Annotated in this window: 18 protein-coding genes; 7 read left to right on the top strand and 11 right to left on the bottom strand. The window is 64.6% G+C overall.

From position 1 onward, the window contains the following. Window positions 1–8: 8 nt before the first annotated feature. Both M2361_RS14330 and M2361_RS14325 read left to right on the top strand, forming a co-directional pair. A complete protein-coding gene (locus M2361_RS14330) occupies window positions 9–893 on the top strand; it encodes an alpha/beta fold hydrolase (RefSeq protein WP_259249964.1) in 885 nt (294 codons plus the stop codon). A gap of 2 nt (window positions 894–895) precedes the next feature. Then, complete coding sequence (locus tag M2361_RS14325; RefSeq protein WP_259249961.1) at window positions 896–1,843, top strand: alpha/beta hydrolase; 948 nt, start codon at window positions 896–898, stop codon at window positions 1,841–1,843. 21 nt (window positions 1,844–1,864) lie between these two features. On the opposite strand, the gene M2361_RS14320 is transcribed toward M2361_RS14325, so the two are convergent. Continuing rightward, window positions 1,865–2,950 (bottom strand): calcium:proton antiporter, encoded by a 1,086-nt coding sequence (locus M2361_RS14320; RefSeq protein ID WP_259249957.1) that lies wholly within the window; start codon window positions 2,948–2,950, stop codon window positions 1,865–1,867. A gap of 192 nt (window positions 2,951–3,142) precedes the next feature. Between M2361_RS14320 and M2361_RS14315 the strand changes: the two genes are divergently transcribed. Together M2361_RS14315 and M2361_RS14310 are read left to right on the top strand one after the other, a co-directional pair. Next, window positions 3,143–3,592: a YMGG-like glycine zipper-containing protein gene (locus M2361_RS14315; protein WP_259249955.1), complete on the top strand. Its 450-nt coding sequence runs from the start codon at window positions 3,143–3,145 to the stop codon at window positions 3,590–3,592. Between the two features lie 101 nt (window positions 3,593–3,693). Beyond that, window positions 3,694–5,226, top strand: coding sequence for a PLP-dependent aminotransferase family protein (locus M2361_RS14310; protein ID WP_259249953.1), 1,533 nt, complete (start codon window positions 3,694–3,696; stop codon window positions 5,224–5,226). A 59-nt stretch (window positions 5,227–5,285) separates the two neighbouring features. Here M2361_RS14310 and M2361_RS14305 read toward each other — a convergent pair whose 3' ends face one another. From M2361_RS14305 to M2361_RS14290, 4 genes are all read right to left on the bottom strand, one after another. Next, window positions 5,286–6,494, bottom strand: a complete 1,209-nt coding sequence (locus M2361_RS14305; protein WP_259249952.1) for a benzoate/H(+) symporter BenE family transporter — start codon at window positions 6,492–6,494, stop codon at window positions 5,286–5,288. Window positions 6,495–6,642: 148 nt separating this feature from the next. Beyond that, on the bottom strand, window positions 6,643–7,287 hold the full coding sequence (locus M2361_RS14300; RefSeq protein ID WP_259249951.1) for a hypothetical protein: 645 nt from the start codon (window positions 7,285–7,287) through the stop codon (window positions 6,643–6,645). Window positions 7,288–7,450: 163 nt separating this feature from the next. After that, window positions 7,451–8,419, bottom strand: a complete 969-nt coding sequence (locus M2361_RS14295; RefSeq protein WP_259249950.1) for a tripartite tricarboxylate transporter substrate binding protein — start codon at window positions 8,417–8,419, stop codon at window positions 7,451–7,453. After that, window positions 8,416–8,952 (bottom strand): GAF domain-containing protein, encoded by a 537-nt coding sequence (locus M2361_RS14290; RefSeq protein ID WP_259249948.1) that lies wholly within the window; start codon window positions 8,950–8,952, stop codon window positions 8,416–8,418. Before M2361_RS14290 ends, M2361_RS14295 begins: the two co-directional genes overlap by 4 nt. Before the next feature lie 94 nt (window positions 8,953–9,046). On the opposite strand from M2361_RS14290, the gene M2361_RS14285 reads away from it, so the two are divergent. Next, on the top strand, window positions 9,047–10,012 hold the full coding sequence (locus M2361_RS14285; RefSeq protein ID WP_259249944.1) for a LysR family transcriptional regulator: 966 nt from the start codon (window positions 9,047–9,049) through the stop codon (window positions 10,010–10,012). Here M2361_RS14285 and M2361_RS14280 read toward each other — a convergent pair. The 6 genes from M2361_RS14280 to M2361_RS14255 form a co-directional block, all read right to left on the bottom strand. Beyond that, the gene (locus M2361_RS14280) at window positions 10,005–11,195 is read right to left on the bottom strand and encodes a Xaa-Pro peptidase family protein (protein WP_259249942.1); all 1,191 of its coding nucleotides are present in this window, start codon (window positions 11,193–11,195) and stop codon (window positions 10,005–10,007) included. The two genes, M2361_RS14285 and M2361_RS14280, sit on opposite strands and share 8 nt — an antisense overlap. A 22-nt stretch (window positions 11,196–11,217) precedes the next feature. After that, entirely contained in the window at window positions 11,218–12,192 is a 975-nt protein-coding gene (locus M2361_RS14275; RefSeq protein ID WP_259249941.1) for a tripartite tricarboxylate transporter substrate binding protein, read from the bottom strand. Between the two features lie 165 nt (window positions 12,193–12,357). After that, window positions 12,358–13,011 (bottom strand): LysE family translocator, encoded by a 654-nt coding sequence (locus M2361_RS14270; RefSeq protein ID WP_259249939.1) that lies wholly within the window; start codon window positions 13,009–13,011, stop codon window positions 12,358–12,360. A 101-nt stretch (window positions 13,012–13,112) separates the two neighbouring features. Beyond that, window positions 13,113–14,105: a PDR/VanB family oxidoreductase gene (locus tag M2361_RS14265; RefSeq protein ID WP_259249937.1), complete on the bottom strand. Its 993-nt coding sequence runs from the start codon at window positions 14,103–14,105 to the stop codon at window positions 13,113–13,115. A gap of 1 nt (window position 14,106) precedes the next feature. Beyond that, a complete protein-coding gene (locus M2361_RS14260; RefSeq protein ID WP_259249935.1) occupies window positions 14,107–15,174 on the bottom strand; it encodes an aromatic ring-hydroxylating dioxygenase subunit alpha in 1,068 nt (355 codons plus the stop codon). A gap of 10 nt (window positions 15,175–15,184) precedes the next feature. Next, window positions 15,185–16,342, bottom strand: a complete 1,158-nt coding sequence (locus tag M2361_RS14255; RefSeq protein ID WP_259249934.1) for an ABC transporter substrate-binding protein — start codon at window positions 16,340–16,342, stop codon at window positions 15,185–15,187. A gap of 108 nt (window positions 16,343–16,450) precedes the next feature. On the opposite strand from M2361_RS14255, the gene M2361_RS14250 reads away from it, so the two are divergent. Further along, complete coding sequence (locus tag M2361_RS14250) at window positions 16,451–17,374, top strand: LysR family transcriptional regulator (RefSeq protein ID WP_259249933.1); 924 nt, start codon at window positions 16,451–16,453, stop codon at window positions 17,372–17,374. An 89-nt stretch (window positions 17,375–17,463) separates the two neighbouring features. Then, window positions 17,464–18,282 (top strand): SDR family oxidoreductase, encoded by an 819-nt coding sequence (locus M2361_RS14245; protein ID WP_259249931.1) that lies wholly within the window; start codon window positions 17,464–17,466, stop codon window positions 18,280–18,282. Window positions 18,283–18,285: the final 3 nt, after the last annotated feature.

Below are 18,285 nucleotides of genomic sequence, written 5' to 3'. Positions count from 1 at the left end.
TCAACACCATGACGCATCAAGCCACTTCCTTTTTCACCGCCGATGACGGCGTGACGCATCGCTACATTCTGATAGATGGCCACCGCATCCACTGCGTGATGGCGGGTGATGGCCCGCCCGTGTTGCTGATTCCCGGCTGGCCGCAGACCTGGTTCACGTGGCGCTACATCATGAAGTCATTGACTGCGGCGGGATATACCGCGATTGCCGTGGACCCGCCTGGCACCGGCGATTCCAGCCGCCCCACGCAGGGGTATGACACGGGAGCCGTCGCCAGCGTGTTGCATCGTCTGATGGAAAAGTTGGGGCACGCAGCCTATCAGGTGGTGGGCCACGACATCGGCATGTGGGTCGCCTATGCGATGGCCAGCGATTACCCCGACGCCGTTCGCCGGCTGGCCTTGACCGAGGCAGTGATTCCCGGCCTTGCGCCCGCGCCGCCCGTGTTCGTGCCCCCGGACCAGAATATTTTCCTGTGGCACTTCATGTTCAATCAGGTGCAGGACTTGCCCGAGGCCCTGATCGTCGGACGCGAACGGGCCTACCTGAGCTTTATTTTCGATAAGTGGTCGCATCGTCGCGACCGCGTCGCCGCCAACGTCTATATCGATGCCTACTCGGCGCCGGGCGCGCTGCGCAGCGGCTTTGCCTATTACCGCGCCATTCCCGAAACCATCCGGCAGAACCACGAAAGATCCAAAGTGCCGCTGCGCATGCCCGTCTTGGCGATCGGCGCCGAACATGCCACCCGCGATGCGCCGTTGGTCACCATGCAAGACAACGCCACCGATCTCACAGGCGTGATCATTCCTGACTGCGGCCATTTCGTGACCGAGGAATGCCACGAGGCGTTCTCCGAACACTTGCTGGCTTTCCTGTCGCGGGAGGCTTGAACATGGCCGTCGATCCTCACATCAGCGCGTTTCTGGTCAGGCTGTCCAGCGCGTCCACGCCGTTGGTGCTGCAAGAGATCCGCGCGGCGACCGAGGTCGGGCTGCGCGCGCTGCAAGGCGAGACGGAGCCGGTGGATGCCATCACCGACTTCCAGGCGATGTGCCACGACGGGCAGCCGTTGCGGATCAGGGCCTATACGCCGGCCGGATGTGGGGCGGAGACGGCCATGCCCGCCATCGTGTTCGCGCACGGTGGCGGGTGGTTCCAGTGTTCGCTTGATCTCTACGACAACCCTTGCCGCGCCTTGGCCAACGCCACCGGTTGCAAGGTGTACTCGGTGGACTACCGACTGGCGCCCGAGCACAAGTTTCCCGTGCCTGTCGAAGACGTGTACGCCGGCCTGCAATGGGTCAGCGTCAACGCCGACATGCTGGGCATCGACAGGCAGCGCATCGCGGTTTGCGGAGATAGCGCAGGCGGCAACCTGGCTGCCGCCGTCTCGATCATGGCGCGGGACAGGGGCGGGCCGCCCGTCGCCCACCAACTGCTGTTCTATCCCGTAATGGACTATGCCTTCACCACGCAGTCCTACCAAGACTACGGCCGTAATTTTTTCCTGACCGAAGAAGTCATGCGGTACTGCTGGTTTACCTATCTGCTGAACGAATCGGATGGCGCGTCGCCCTATGCGTCACCCTTGCGGGTGGAGACGGTGGCGGGCTTGCCGGCCGCCACGGTGCTGGTCAGTGAGTACGACCCGTTGCGTGATGAAGGCGAGGCCTATGCGCAGCGCCTGCGCGACGGCGGCGTGGCGTCCGAAACACATCGATTGCCCGGCATGGTCCATGCGTGCATCCACATGGTGGGCCTGACCCCGGCCGCGCGGAGATTGTTCGATCTGGCGGGGAGTGCGATGCGCGCGGCGTGCAAGTCGAAAGTGTCTGCGTGATCCGTACCCGACTGCCCGCGCCTACAGACCCAGCCCCAACAGCATCAGAAACGTGCCGAACAGCACGAAGTGCGTCATGCCTTCGATGGCGTTGGTCTGGCCGTCATTCAGGTTGATGGCGGCCACCAGCAGCGTCACCAGCATCATCAAGGTCTGCACCGGTGTCATCGCCATGTCGATGCGCTGGCCGGAGATCAAGGCCATGGCCTCCATGGCGGGCACCGTCAGGATCACCGTGGACAGTGAGGCGCCCAGCGCGATGTTCACGACCGACTGCATGCGGTTGGCCAGGGCGGCGCGCAGCGCGGTCAGCATTTCCGGCGCCGCCGAAATGCCCGCCACGATCAGCGCCACCAGGCCGATGGGCACGTCTACGCCCTTCAAGCTGCGGTCCAGCGAATGCGACATCAATTCGGCCAGGGCGCCAACCGCAATGATGCCGGCCGCCATCACCGCCGCTGAAGGACGCCAACTGCTTGGGCTGGCGGCAGGCAGGTTGCTGCGCGATTTTTTCTCGGGATAGCTGTAGCTGAAGAAGTAGCTGTGCGGGCCGGTCTGCATGCGCAGGAACACGCCGTACAGCAACAGCATCGCCACGATGGTGAAGGCGCTGTACGCACGCCAGTCCGGCATGGGCACGAATTCGGGGATGATCATCGACACCGTTACGGCTGTCAGGATCATCACGCTGTAGGTGCGGGCGGAATCATCGTTGTAGGACTGTTCGCCGTGCTTGAATCCGCCGATCAGCGCCGCCACGCCCAGGATGCCGTTGATGTCGAGCATGACGGCTGAATAAATGCTGTCGCGCACCAGCGTGGGCGAGCCACCCTTGGACGACACGATGGCCAGCACGATGACTTCCACCAAGACCGCCGACAGCGTCAGGATCATGCTGCCGTAGGGGTCACCCAGCCTTTGCGCGATACGTTCGGCGTGGCGCGCCACGCTGAGCGATGCGCAAAGAATTGCGGTTATCAACACCACCGTTTCGATTGTGCTGACCAGCCTTCCGTAACCGCCTAGCTGCGTATCAAGCGCGTATCCCGCAGCGGCAACGGCGAACGCCAGCAGCAGGAATTTCTCGGACTGGAGAAAGGATTTCATCTCTGGAATGGGGGCGGCAGATAGCGTGAGGCTAGCATGCGAAGCCGGCCGTGTTGCCTGCGGCCGGCGGGTATGACACTTGCTGACAAATTCGCCATACCCAATCTTGGGTATCCCGCTGCCCGCACCCGCGAGGTAGGCGGCGCTACATTGAAAACTCCAGGGTTACCAACCGAAAGTGTGGAGTTTTCAATGAAAAAATCCATCATTCCCTGCGCTGCCTTTCTGCTTTCCACGCTGGCATTCAGCGCCACGGCACAAACCGTCACGCCATTGAAAGGGCAGTCTGCCGAACTCATGCAACAGGACATCGCCGCGTGTCAGGGGCAGTCCGGCGGCACCAGCAGCGCGGACAGCACGCCGTCGGGCGGCCGTGCCCGAGGCGCGGCGACAGGCGCGGCGGCGGGCGCGGCGGTGGCCGGCGCGCGCGGCCGGCAACATGAAGAGGCCTACGACCGGATGGACGACGACGTCAAGCAGGAATACCGACAGAACCAGGCCAAGGACGCGGCAGTGGCCGGCGCGGTCGTGGGCGGCTCGCGCCAGCGCCAGGACCGCCGCGACGACAGGCAGGACGCGAGCCAGGCGTCTTCCGCGTATGCCAGCTGCATGCAGCAGCGCGGCTATCAGGTAGCGCCCTGATTGATTCCCGCAGGGCGGTCGGGCGGTAAATACGCTGCGCCATGATCCGATGGCCTGCGGCGGGGTAAAGTTGACGCCTTTTCCCCGACCGGCACCCTGGCATGGCAACGAGACCGCACCACACGTCGAAAACGTTTGAGCTCGATACGCTCAAGATGCGGATGGGCGACGCCGAGTTTCAGCGTCTGGATCTGCACCAGCGCATCCAGCGGGCCTTACGCGCGTTGATCCTGGACGGGGCCTTGGGCGCCGGCGTGAAACTGCCCGCCACGCGCGGGCTGGCGCTGTCCCTGGGGGTGGCGCGCGACACCGTCGAAAACGCTTATGTGCAGTTGCACCGCGATGGCTACATCGTCCGGCGCGAAGGCTCGGGCAGCTACGTGTCCGACACGGTAGGCGCGGTTCTGCAAGGCGCGGCGGGCCGGCGCATGCCTCCGCGTCGCGTTGCCGGCGCGCAGACTCCGGCAGCACTGGCTGGGTCCGGCCTGAGCCAGCGCGGCAAGAAGATCCATGACAGCGGTGGCGTGGCGGACTATCAGGCCGTCAAGGCGTTCGCCACCGGCCTGCCTGAAACGCGCACGTTTCCCACCGAAGTCTGGGAACGCTTGCAGCGCCAGGTCGTGAAGGACCACCGCGACAGCGCGTTGCTGCATGGCGACCCGCAAGGCGCGGAACCGCTGCGCCGCGCGATTGCCGCCTACCTGAACCTGGAGCGCGGCGCCAGGGTGTCGGCGGACCAGATCCTGGTGTTGAGCAGCACCCGGCAGGCGCTGTACCTGTGCGCGCAATTGCTGGTGGACGCGGACGGCCCCATCCTGATGGAGAACCCTGGTTACTTCGGCGCCCGCAAAGCGTTCGAGGCCGCGCAAGCCCGAGTCGTGCCGATCGACGTGGACGCGCAAGGCATCCGCATGGACCTGCTGCGCCAGGATCAAAGCGGCGCCCACTGCGTTTACGTGACGCCGTCGCATCAATATCCAACAGGCGCCACCTTGTCGCTGGAACGTCGGCTGATGCTGACGCGCTGGGCCCATGACCACGGCAGGTGGATCATCGAAGACGACTACGACAGCGAATTCCACTACGACGGCGTGCCCACGGCCTGCGTGCAGGGCGTGGACCAGTTTGAACGGACCTTGTATCTGGGCACCTTCAGCAAGACGCTGTTTCCCGGACTGCGTATGGGGTACATGGCGTTGCCGCGCGAGTTGGTCAGCGCCTTCGCGCGTGCGCGCAGCATCATGGACGGCCATACGCCGCAGGTGCAGCAACTGACGCTGGCGCGCTTCATGGAAGACGGGCACTACAACGCGCACGTGCGCGCGATGCGCAAGCTGTATGCGGCGCGCCGGGCGTGCATGCTGGATGCGATCGGCCGGCATCTGGCGGGCATCGCCACCGCGGTGAAGCCGCCGGGTGGACTACAGGTGCCGTGCTTGTTGCAGCCGGGATGGTCCGAAGCCAAGACCATCCGGCAAGCGGCCGACGCCGGCCTGGTGCTGCCGGGCATCAGCCGCTTGTATGCGGGCGCGGAGCGGCTGGAAGGATGGCTGTTGGGCTATGCGTCGCTGGCGGACCACGAGATCGAGGCTGCGGTACTGCGGTTGCGCAAAGCCTTGTCGCAGAGACGGTAGCGGCAAGCAGGTAGCCGCAGAAGCCGCATAAGCGCCGTCGTCTTGACCGCCCGCCGCGCCTAGGACTTGGCCGTGCTGCCGACCAGCGAGCGGTGCCCGCCGTGAATCAGCAGGTGCGCGGTCAAACCGGCCACCAACCCCCAGAACGCACCACCCACGCCCAGCATGGTCACGTTCGCGGCGGTGGCCAGGAAGGTGATGAGCGCGGTCTCGCGGGTGCGGGCATCGGCCATGGCGTTGGCCAGGCTGCCGCCAATGGCGCCCAGCAAGGCCAGCCCGGCCAGCGTGGTGATGAACGCCTTGGGCAGCACCATGAACAGCGTGGCCAGCGTGACGCCGAACGTGCCCACCAGGATGTAGAACACGCCGCAAGCCAGGCCCGCGATGTACCGTTTGCGCGGATCTTCATGGGCGTCTCGGCCCGTGCAGATGGCGGCGGTGATCGCTGCCACATTGAAGGCATGCGCGCCAAACGGCGCCATCAACAATGAGCCCAAACCCGTGGTCACCAGGATGGGGTTGGCGCTGGTCTTGAAGCCGTCGTTGCGCAGCACCAGCATGCCGGGCATGTATTGGCCCGTCAGCGTAATGATGAACAAGGGCAGCGCCACCCCCAGCAAGGCATTAAGCGAAAACCGGGGCATCTCGAATACCGGCGTGGCCAGGCTCAGGTGGACGGCGGAAAAATCGATGCGGCCTTGCACGATCAGCATCGCCAGCCCGATCACCAGTATGCCGACCACGGCGAAACGCGACGTAAACCGCTTGAGCAGTGCGTAGGCAATTACCAGCACGATCACCAGCAGCGGGTCGACGCTGGCGCCGCCGAAGGCATTGACGCCGAACTGAAGCAGAATGCCCGCCAACAGCCCCGCCGCGATGCCGCCCGGAATCAGGCGCACCAGCTTTTCAAAGGCGCCCGACATGCCCAGCACCACAAAGCCCAGCGCGGAAACGATATAGGCGCCGATCACTTCGCCGTACGGCGTGAACGGCATCACCGTGGCCAGGAACGCGACGCCGGGCGTGGACCACGCCGTGATGATCGGTTCCTTGTAGCGAAAGCTAAGCCACGCACCCGTGACGCCCACCCCCACGGAAACCGCCCATACCCACGACGCGGTCTGCCCCGGCGTCAACCCCGCCATTTCGGCCGCCTGGAACACCAGCACGAACGTGCCGCCGTAATTCACCAGCACGGAAATAAGCGCCGCGACGGTCGGCGAGAAAAAGTCGGCGGCGCGCAGGCCGGCCGGCGATGGGCTCATGAAATCACTCCACACTTTGAAGGCGCCTGGCCGGCATCCAATAGATTGCCGGCCGGCCGGGAGGGAAAGCGGAAAGTGTAAGGCGGGGGTGGCTGGTCTATTCAGGCCACATTTCGGGATACCACCAGACCACTTTGTTGGCTGCGCTCTATTGGCAGCGCTGTGTGGGCAAGCCGTAGCCGATCGTGATGGCGTTGACCGGCACGTCCTTGAACGCGGCGGCGGCAGCGTCGTCGAAGCGGGTTTCGCAGTTGAACTTGGTGTTCAGCACGTAGTCCTCGCCCACGGCCTTTTTCATCTGGGCTTCCCATTGGTCGGCGGCGTCCAGCGCCTTGTCGCCGGCCAGCACCATTTCCATCAAGACTTCCATGCCGCCCGACGAGCGCGGCGCCGTCCACAGCGCGAAGGCCGACGGGTCCGCCGCGTTGCCGCACTGCGTCAGGCAGTCGGCCGTGTAGCGCTGGCCCCGGCCAAATACGCCAGGGGTGATCGTCTGCCCGGCACGGGGCGCATCTTCGCCGATGAAGCTGCGCAGGTCGGCCTCGCAACCCTTGGCCAATTCCATGCGCAGCGCAGACACTTTGCCGTTGCCGATGGTCGCCGTGATCTGGCAGTTCTGCACCACGAAAACGTGGTCCTTGCCGGAGGATTCGCGGGGCACGCCGGCGATCGACTCAAAGTAACGCTGATCCGTGCCCAACATGGCGCCGTTGAAGACTTCCTTTACCGTCGCCGCCTGTGCAGCGCCTGCGCCGGCAATCAGAATACCCAGGGTCAAGGCCTTCAGTTTCATACGAGTGACACTCCGTGGTGGTGGGGCGCGAGCCGTGCGGCTTGCCTGCTTCGGCTGCCTGCTCCGGCTGCATGGATCGGCATGCTGCCACAAACCGCGCCACTTCGTATGACCGGATAATGCCGGCGGGCCCGCTGTCGCCCGCCTGTGCGTCAATTGGGCGTCAGTTGGGCTTCAAGCCGATGTCGCGCACCACTTGGCCCAGCACGTCATAGTCTGCCCGAGCTCGCGCCAGCGCCTCGGCGGGGGTATTGCCGACGACGACCCATCCCAGTTCTTGCAGCTTGCGCTGCGTGTCGGGATCTTTCAGGCTGGCGGCCAGCGCAACCTGGAGCTTTTCCAGGATGGCGGGCGAGGTGCCCTTGGGCGCCGCCAGGCCAAACCAGCCTGCCGGCACCAACCCCGTGATGCCGAGTTCTTTTGCGGTGGGCACCTGGGGATAACCGCTGAACCGATAGTCGCTGGTGACAAAGAGCGCGGTGGTCTTGCCGCTGGTCACATACGGGATTTGCGAGGCGGCGTTGTCCATCATCGAATCCACGTGCCCGCCCAGGATGTCGTTGACGGCGGGGGCCGCGCCTTTGTAGCCGATGATGCTCAGGTCCAGGCCCGCCCGCTTGGCAAAGGCCGCCTGGGTCAAATGCGCCTGCGTGCCCAGGCCCGCGTTGGCGGACGTCAGGCCGCCGGGCTTGGACTTGTCCAGCGCCTTGAAGGCGGCGTAGGTCTGCGCCGGGTAGTCCTTGTTGACGACGAAGACAAAGGGCACTTCAACGGCAATGGAGATGTGCGCCAGATCATCCAGCGGGTTGTAGCGCAGCTTGTAGATGTGCGGGTTGACCGCGATGGTGCCGCTTGCGCTGAGCAGCAGCGTATAGCCATCGGGCGCGGCCCGCACGACATGCTCGGTGGCGATCGACCCGCCCGCGCCCGGCTTGCTTTCCACGATGAAGGGCTGCCCCAGCCGCTTTGCCATGGCGTCGGCAAGCAGGCGCGTCATGGTGTCCGAGGCGGATCCCGGCGCATACGGATAGACGATGGTGACGGCCTTGGCGGGATAGGTATCGGCGGCGAGGGCCGGCGCCATGCCGCAAGGCAGCAGCAGCGCGGCAAGGTAGGTGCACAGGCGTTTCATGGTTGTTCCCCTTGTTGTCGTACGGTGTCGATGATGTTGTGGATGATCGGAATGGCAAGCGCGCCATACCAGCCCAACTCGGGCAGCATGTCGGGCTCGTACCAGCCGGCCTGGTGCAGCAGGTTGAGCGATGCGATGGTCTGGCCGTTCCAGCGCACCGGCACGTTGACCGCGCTTTCGCAGCCCAGGGACTGGATCAGTTCGTGGTCGGGAAAGGCCGCTTCGCAGGCATCGCGATTGACGCAGATCCTGGGCTGTCCTTCCTGTACGACCCGGGCGAAAAATTCGCTGTCTTCGCGAATGGGTTTGGCGCCGCCCGCCGGGTAGGTGTCGGGCTGGCTGGAAAAATATCGGCGGCTCAAGCCCGCCTGGCGATCCAGCACCAGGACGGTGAACAGCCGGTAGCCGATACGTTCCGACAGCGCGTTGGCCAGCCCGTGCAGGCCGGTTTGCGGCTGCGGTGCGCTGGCCAGGGCGCGCGTCATGGTGCTTAATGCGTGCATGGGTGGCGGCTGGGTTATTGCGTGGCTCACGGGGCTATTTCCATCGATCAGTGAGCGCCATTTTGGCCGCCAAAGGGCATATCCCACTAATGAATAAAGCTGAGATATCCATTACCATTTCCGCATGGATACCGCCCCGACCGATCTTGCCTGGACCCGCCGCCTGAAGCTCCGTCACCTGCAGGTGCTGGCGGCATTGGAAAGCGCCGGCAGCGTGACGGCGGCGGCCAAGGCCATGCACATGACGCAGCCCGCGTTGTCGCACTGGCTAAGCGATATGGAAGACCTGGTCGGCACGCCGTTGTTCGTGCGTGGCCGCAAGCTGGAATTGACGGAAGCCGGCCGCGCGCTGTGGCGCTACGCCTGCCGCGTCCTGGGCGACACGGCGCGCACGGGCGAAGAAATCGAAGCGGTGAAGGGCGGCGTGGCCGGCCATCTGCATATCGGCACGATCCTGTCCGCCGCGCCGGTCTTGCTGCCGCGCGCCATTGCCGCGCTGCACCAGCGTTCACCCAATGTGCAGATCGAATTGGTGGAGGGGCTGCTGGAGCCCCTGATCGAGCGCGTCGAACGCCGCGAGATCGACCTGATCATCGGTCCCTTGGACGTGCGCGCCAGCCGCTCGGGTCTGTGCACGGAATGGCTGATGACGGACACCTTCAGCGTGGTGGCGCGGCGCGGCCATCCGCTGGCCGAGATGGATGCGCCAAGTTGGGAAGACACGAGCGCGTATCCCTGGATCCTGCCCCCACCCGGCATATTGTCGCGGACACGGCTGGATCAGGCGGTGGCTGATACCGGCATGCCACCGCCCCGGCCGGCCGTCGAAACCAGTTCGCTGGTGGCGCTACTGTCCATGCTGCAAGACCGCGACTACATCGCGACCTTGGCCAGCTCTGTGGCTCACATGTACGAACAGCTCAACCTCATCCGCATCGTGCGCGTGCCGTCCCGGCTGGAGTTCGGTCCCATCGGCATGTTGTGGGCGGCGGACTCGCCCAGCATCGTGCTGCCGGCCTTGCGCGACACGCTGCGCGTAGAAGCGCAAAGCCTGCTTGATAGCGGCAACGCCGGCCCTGCCGCTACTTGACGGTGGCGTACTCCAGCGTCTTGGGCGTATGGGTCAGGACGCGCGGGGTATCGCCCACCACCACCGTGTCATCCAGGCGGAAGCCGCCGATGCCATAGGCATAGATGCCCGGTTCGGCGGAATAGACCTCGTTGTCCAGCAGCGGGCGCTGGCAGAACGCCATGTCTTCCGGGTACTCGTGGTGGATGATGCCCACGGCATGGCCGGTGCGATGGCGGATGAAATCGGCGTAGCCCGCTTTTTCGATTTCGGCTTGTGCCGCGGCATCGATCATGCAGACCGGGTTGCCGGTTTTGGCGGCGGCGATGGCGGCTTCGTTGGCCGCTTTGGCGGCTGACCACAGCCGGCTCTGCTCGGCTGAGGGCGTGCCGCAGAACCAGGTGCGTTCGTTCTCGATGGTCAGGCCGTTCAGGCGCGGGATGACGATGTTGACCAGCACGTCGCCTTCCTTGATGCGCGCGCCACAAGAGGCGCCGTCACCATGCGGTGACGCCGATGCCGGCCCGCTCAGCGTCCAGCAGCGGATGACCTCGAAGTGCTCGCCAGGAAAGCGCTCGGCGGCCTCTTGCACAAACAGCGACGCCATGGCGAAGTCCAGCTCTTGCACCAGCCGGCCGGGGCGGATGTTCTCGCGGTACCGGTCCTGTATCCAATCGGATATGGACGCCGCCGCCGCCATCACCGCCAGTTCTTCTTCGTGCTTTTGCCAACGCAGCGACCGGCATTCGGGCGTGGCGGCGCGCAACACCAGATCCGGCAGGATGCGGCCCACGGCGGCCAGCACCGGGCTGCCGCCTTCCACCGCGATGCGCGAACGGGCCAGGCCGGCCGCTTTCAAGCGCGACGCCAGCACCTCGGGCAGCTGCGTAATCAGCGGCAGCCGGTTGGTAACGCGCGGATGCTCGGCGTAGTAGCTGATGTCGGTAATCCACACCTTGCCCTGATCCTGCGAGAACCGCATGTGATGCGTGGACAGTTCGTTCATCACCAGAAAGGGGGAGCCATTGCGTGGCACCACGGCGAAGATCGGGCGTTCCCAGGGCAGCACGTCCGTGTGGAAGTTGGTCGCAAACTGGAAGAAGTCGGCCGACGTGAAGACGATGGCGTCAACCGCCAGCTCATCCATCAGCGCCGTCATTTTGTCCAGTCGATACTGCCAGACAGCCTTGGTAAGTTTGGGCATGGTGTGTCCTTGTGATGGAGGGTTACTCGTTGCTCAGGCCAAGCTGGCGGATCAGCGGCCCCCAGGTATTGCTATCGCGCTGCGTCCATTCCCCCACGGTTTGAGGCGTGGAGGGCAGCGGTTCCAGTTGCAGTTCCTGCAAACGGGCCTTGACGGCCGGGTCATCGAAGAAGCGTCGCGTTTCAGCGTTGAGCCGCTCAATGGCAGCGGGCGGGGTGCCCTTGGGCGCAACCAGGGCATACCAGCCCGGCAGGGGGAAGTCGGCCAGGCCAAGTTCGGCCAGCGTGGGCACGTTGGGCACACTGGCGGCGCGCCTGGCGCCCACCACGGCCAAGGGCACGACCTTGCCGGCGTTGGCCTGCACGGCGGCGGTGTTCAGCACGTCGGCCATCAGCTCGGTCTGATTGGCCATCACGCTGGTCAGGCCGGCCGCCGCGCCGTTGTAGGGCACGTGGGTCAGCTTGATGTCCAAACGCTTGGCCAGCATTTCGACCACGAGGTGCGTGGAATTGCCTTTGCCCGCCGACGCAAAATTCAGGTCCTCAGGACGGGCGCGGGCCATCTTGGCCAGGTCATCCAGCGAGCGCGCGCCGGTCTGTTGGTTGGTGACCAGCAAGAAGGGCGTGTTGACCAGCAGGCTGATACCCTCGAAGTCCCGCGCCGGTTGATAGGGCAGGTCTTTGTACATATGCGGGTTGAACGCCAGGTACGAAATGCCGCTGACCAGCACGGTGTAGCCGTCGGCCGGTTGCTTGGCGACATAGCTGGATGCCAGGATGCCGTTGGCGCCTGGCCGGTTCTCGACCACCACGGGCGTCTTGAGCTGGCGCGACATGTAGTCGGCCCACAGGCGGCCGATGACGTCGGTGCCGCCACCCGCCGCCTGCGGCACGACCAGCTTGATCGGCTTATCCGGATAGGCCGCGTTGGCGCCGGTGACAAGCAGGCACGCAAGCCCGGCGGCGGCGCCGGCGCGCGCCAGTAATTTTTTCAACATATCACTCCCCTAACATCCTCGAAACCGGCGTCGGCAAACGACGCCACGAAACTCGACGAGGATTATGGGCAGAGATGACATGAGCGCCCAATGAATAAACCTGAGGACGCCATAAGCGTTATTGCATGGGGCCGGGGCATGACCCGGTAAGGGTCGTCGGCCCCGTTACTTCTTGCTGTTATTGCCCGCCAGCGCCGCCGTGATGCCCAGCGCAATCAGCATGGCGCCGCCCACATAGCGTTCAAAGTGCAGGTAGGCACGGCTGCGGCGCAGCCAGCGGCCCGCCGCGCTGGCCGCCATGGCATAGCAAGCGTCGCTAAGCAGGCCCAGCAAGACGAACACCATTCCCAGGAACAGCACCTGCGAAGCCACGTGCCCCCGGCTGACGTCAACGAACTGCGGCAGGAAGGCCAGGAAGAACAAGGCCGTCTTGGGGTTGAGCAGGTTGACGATGAAGCCGTCGCGGAACATGCGGCCATAGCGGCGCGCCTTGGGCGGCGCGTCCAGCGCGGCGGGAACGGGGCGCGTCAGAATTTTCTTCAGGCCCAGCCAGATCAGGTACGCCGCGCCCGCATATTTCACGATGCTGAACGCCAGTGCCGAAGACGCCAGCAGGGCGGACAAGCCCAACGCCGCCGCCAGCACGTGCACCAGCGTGGCCGTGTGGATGCCCAGGTCCGACACCAGCCCCGCCTTGCGGCCTTGCTCGACAGATTGGGTAATGATGTAGAGCACGGCCGGGCCGGGTATGGCCAGCAAGACCAGGGCGGCACTGATGAACAGCGTCAAATCGGCGGTACTGGGTATCACGAATTCCATGGCCGGATCTCCAAAGGCAGGTGGGACAGGGGCACTGCAAGCGTGTGCATCACTGTAGCGCGGCGCGGCCACTTGCAGCGCTGCCTGGCACCCGCCTGCCTCTAGATATCCAGTTCCAAGACGCCGCTTGCCCGGGATACGCAGACCATCATGCAAGCGCCACCTTCGCGTTGCGCATCACTGAGGACGTAGTCGCGATGGTCGACGGTGCCCGACAGCACTCCCGCTTCGCAACTGCCGCATAGTCCCTCGCGGCACGCATGCGGCCAAGCTATGCCGGCGTCTTCCAACACCTCAAGTACTGATTTATCGGCCGGTACCGTGTGGCGGCCGCCTGATCGCGCCAACACAATCGTGAAGGCGCCGACACCGGGGGGCGCTGGTTCGCCCGTGTTGGCGACACCGTTGGACATGGCGCGATCGGCCCGGTCCGGCGCCGAAAATCGCTCGGTATGAAAATGCGCCCGGGGCACATGCCGATCGTCACAGGCTTGACCCACGGCGTCCATCAAGGAGGCCGGCCCGCAGCAATAGACGTGTGACGCGGGGCGCGATACTCGCTCCAGATACGCGCCCACATCACAGCGCGCGCCGGCCTGCTCGTCGTCCAGGTGCAGATGCACTTGGTCCGGGTATGGCGCCAGATCTTGCAGGAAGGCTGCGTGCTGTCGGCTGCGCGCACAGTACAGCAACGTCCAGGGTTCCCCTCGGCGCTCGCACGCGAGGATCATGCCCAGGAATGGGGTAATGCCGATACCGCCGGCAATGAATATATGCGCCGCCGCTTGCGCGTGCAGCCCGAACTGTTGGCGGGGGTCGCCGACGCGCAGGATGTCGCCCACGCGCAGCGTGTCATGGATATGGCGAGAGCCGCCCCGGGACTCGGCCGCCAGGCCCACCCCCAGACGGTACTGGTCGCGCTGCGCGGGGTCGCCGCACAGCGAATATTGGCGAACCAGCCCATTGCCCATGTCCACATCAATATGCGCGCCGGCCTCATAGGCGGGCAGGCTGGCGCCATCTTCACTGCGCAGCAGCAGGCTGACGACGCCTTGCGCCTCGCGCGTGATGCGGTTGACGATCAGGGGCCGCATCTCAGGCCACTTCCTGGGCGGTGGCGATGGGGATGACGGCGGGTACTGCTTGGCGCTCTTCTTCCACGCGACGGGATACCACCCAGCGGAATTGCGACAACGCGGCGTCGATCGACAAGGGCACCATCTTGAAGTCGGGCGCCAGCGCCAGCGACCGCTGCTGCGCGGTGATGATGGCTCTGTCTTCGTCGAAGGCGGTGACCACGCTTTGGTGGATGGACGCCGTGACTTCGGGGCGGTCGATGGCGAAGTTGTGCGGGTGCGCAAAGAAATAGTGCGTCGACGATTCGGTTTCCGGGGTCAGGGCCTGGCAACCGCGAAACTCGGCGGCGTCGACACGGCAGCCTTCTTGCGCGCCCGTGCCCGTGGGCGCCATGCCCGAGTCCATGACCAGAATGCCCGGAATGGTGAAGTTATAGATGTTCCAACGGTCGACGCGGCCGGGCCAATCCTTGACCTTGGCGGCGAAGGCGGGCGCCTCGGTGTTGATCGTCCAGCGCGTGATGCGAACGCCGTCTTGCAGGCGTTCCACTTTGGGCGACACCGCGGCATAGTCTTCGCCGCCGCCCAAGGTGGTGGGGTGCACGAAAGGCAGATGCGAGAAATCCAGCAGGTTGTCGGCGATCAGCAGGTAGTTGACGTCGTAGTGGATGTAGCCGTCCTGGCTGCGCCAGTCCGGGTGGTCCAGCCATTGCGTGTCGGGAATCAGCGAGGTGTCCGCGCGCTCGGGGTCACCCATCCAGATCCAGATCCAACGGTGCTGTTCGACCACCGGGAACGTCCGTACCCGCGCCTGGGGCGGAATGCGGGCTTGCGCGGGCGCTTCCACACAGGCGCCTGTCGCGTCGAATTTCAGGCCGTGATACATGCAGCGCACGCAGTCGCCTTCGCGCCGCCCGACGGAAAGCGGCGCGCCGCGATGGCAGCATCGGTCCTCCAACGCCACCACCTCGCCCGCGCGGTTGCGATACATGAGCACGGGAACGCCGATGAGGGTGCGGGCGAACAGCCCGTCCGCCGTCACTTCCTTGTCCCAGGCGGCGACATACCAGGTGTTTTTGATGAACATCGCGTGACTCCTATTGCACGTAGCGCCAAGCGCCATTCTTGATTTGCACCATGACGGCGGCGCGCGCGTCGTACCCCACGTGATCGGTGGGCGACATCGTGGAAACGCCTTGCGACGTGACGGTGTCGCGCGTGCCCTCCAGCGCGTCGCGCAACGCCAACCGAAATTCGGCGGTGCCGGGCTTTGCGTTGCCTAGCGCAGTCTTCAACGCGCGTTGCAGCACCAGGCTGGCGTCCCAGGCGTTGGCGGCGAATACCGACATGGAGTCCTTGCCATAGGTGGATTCGTAGCGTTGCGTCAGGTCCATGGCGACGGCTCGTATGGGATTGGCGGCATCCAACTGGCTGGCCACAACCACCGGCCCTACGGCGAACAGGGCGCCTTCGGCGTCCTTGCCGGCGATGCGCAGGAATTCGCGGTTGGCGATGCCGTAGGTTTGGTAGATGCCGCCCTGATAGCCCCGTTCACGCAGGGTTTTTTGCGGCAGTGCGCCAGGCGTGCCCGACGCGGCCACCAGAACGGCATCCGGCCGCGCACCCAGCAGTTTCAATGTTTGTGCGGTCACGCTGGTGTCGGTCTTCACATAGCGTTCGGTGGCGACCAATTTGATGCCGGCCTGTTCGGCCTGCTTGCGCGTCTCGGCCAGCCAGCTATCGCCATAGGCGTCGGCAAAGCCGATGTAGCCCAGCGTCTTGACACCGTTTTTCTGCATGTGGGCAAGGGTGGTGGCAACCATCAGGTTTTCGTTCTGGATCACCTTGAAAACCCAGCGCCTTTGCGCATCCATCGGTTCGATGATTTTGACGCTGGCGGCCAGGCTCAGCAGGGGCACCTGCTTTTCCAGCGCGATGGGCACCAGCGCCAAGGTTGACGGGGTGACAGAGGTGCCCAGGATGACGTCAACCTTGTGTTCATCGACCAGCCGCCGGAACGCGCGCGCCGCCTGGGTCGTGTCGGACGCATCGTCCAGGATGGTGTAGCGGATGGGCTCGCCGTCCAGTTCGCGCGGCAGCAGGTCGATGGCGTTCTTGGCGGGACCGCCCAACGACGCGGCCGGCCCGGTCAGCGACAGTACGACGCCCACGCTGATCTCGGCGATGGCGGGTTGACAGGCAAGCAAGGCGCAAGACAACAGCGCCCCGGATATGAGGCGTGAATGGGATATCAAGGTTTGTCTCCTCGTTGGGGAACGCCGATCTGCGCGGCGCTTGACATCAAGATAGGCAGGCGCGGAATATGCGTCAATGTCATTGCTCGAATACTGGAAATGCACGTCATGCATAACACCAAGCTCGACTTGAATCTGCTGGCTGTTTTTGACAGCTTGCTGCGCGAGCGCAGCGTGACGCGCGCGGCGGAGCAACTGGACCTGTCGCAAAGCGCGATGAGCCATGCGGTGAATCGTCTGCGTGTGTTCTTCGACGATCCGCTTTTTGTGAAGACGGGCCAGGGCATGTTGCCCACGCCCAAGGCCGAAAGTCTGGCGCCCGCGGTGCTGGACCTGATGGCCACGATACGGGCGCAGGTGTTATCCCAGGCACAGTTTGACCCGGCCGTTGCGCGGCGCGCCTTCACGCTGTGCATGACGGACATGGGCGAGCTGGTGTTCCTGCCGCCGCTGATCAAACGGCTGCGCAAGCTGGCGCCGCATTGCACGCTGCGATCGCGCCAGGTTCCGTTGCCGCAGATCGAACCCCTGCTTGCGTCCGGCGAGGTGGATCTGGTGTTGGGGTCGCTGCGCGCCGCGCCGTCAGGGCTGTTTCAGCAACAGTTGTTCATGCACAAATTTGTGACGCTGGTCAGCGTGAAAAACACCGAAGTGGGTGATGTGATGACGCTGGAGCAATTTCAGCGCATGCCGCAGATCGTGGTGACGCTGGCAGGCCGCTCGTCGGAGGCCTATGACAGCGCGATTGAAGAGCAGGGCATCACGCGCCACATTTTCCTGTCGACGCCGCATTTTCTGGTGGTGCCCTTGCTGATAGACCAGCATCCCGATTTGATCGCGACCGTGCCGCAGGAATTGGGCAATGTCTTTGCCGGCTATGGGTCCGTCAGGGTGCTGGAGCCGCCGATGCCGCTGCCGTCTTTCGCGCTACGCCAGCATTGGCACCCGCGTTTTCATCAGGACCCGGCCATTGTGTGGTTGCGGGAATTGGTGAAGGAAACGTTCGATGCCTATCCCCAGATGGAAACCTAGCATCCGGCCGTGCACCGTACGCAAGTGGGTTGAAACGCATGCCGCTCCGGGACTAAGCTGGCCCCTGGTCTTCGACAGTGGAGAGCAACATGCGGCATGCAGTGGATCTGTCTGGGCGCGTGGCGATCGTCACGGGCGCGAATTCCGGCATTGGGCGTGGCATTGCCCTGGTGCTGGCGGCGGCGGGGGCGAAGGTGGTGGTCAACCATCGCCCCAATGAGGACTCCGCGCGGCGCGGGGCCGAGGTGGTGCAAGAGATTGTCAGCGCGGGCGGCGAGGCCGTCGCGGCCCCGGCCGACATCAGCCGCGAGGACGATGTCGAGCACTTGTTCCGCGCGGCGTCCGATCACTTTCAGGGGCTGGACATCCTGGTCAATAACGCCGGCATCGAACAGCCCGCTGCCATTCAGGACATGACGCTGGCGCAGTGGCAGAAGGTGATCGACACCAACCTGACCGGTCAGTTTTTGTGCGCCCGCGCGGCGGCCCGGATGTTCTTGAATCGGACGCCACCGCCGTCGGCAGGTGAGGCCGCCGGCAAAATCATCTTCATCAGCTCGGTCCATGAAGTCATTCCGTGGGCGTTTCAGTCGAACTACGCGGCGTCCAAGGGCGGCGTGTCATTGTTGATGCAGTCGCTGGCGCAAGAGCTGGCGCCGATGAAGATCCGCGTTAACTCCGTGGCGCCGGGCGCCATTCGCACGCCCATCAATGCGCCGGCCTGGAACACGCCGGAAAGCATGAAGGAATTGCTCAAGCTGATTCCGTATGGACGCATCGGCGAACCCGAGGACGTGGCGCGCGCGGTGGCATGGCTGGCCAGCGACGATTCCGATTACGTCACCGGGTCCACCTTGTTCGTTGATGGCGGCATGACGCTGTACCCCGAATTTCGTGGGGCGGGCTAAGCC

Source organism: Achromobacter sp. JUb104 (genome assembly GCF_024806975.1).
GTDB lineage: Bacteria > Pseudomonadota > Gammaproteobacteria > Burkholderiales > Burkholderiaceae_B > Achromobacter > Achromobacter spanius.
Note: the sequence above shows the minus strand (reverse complement) of the source record. Positions and strands in the feature narration are given on the sequence as shown.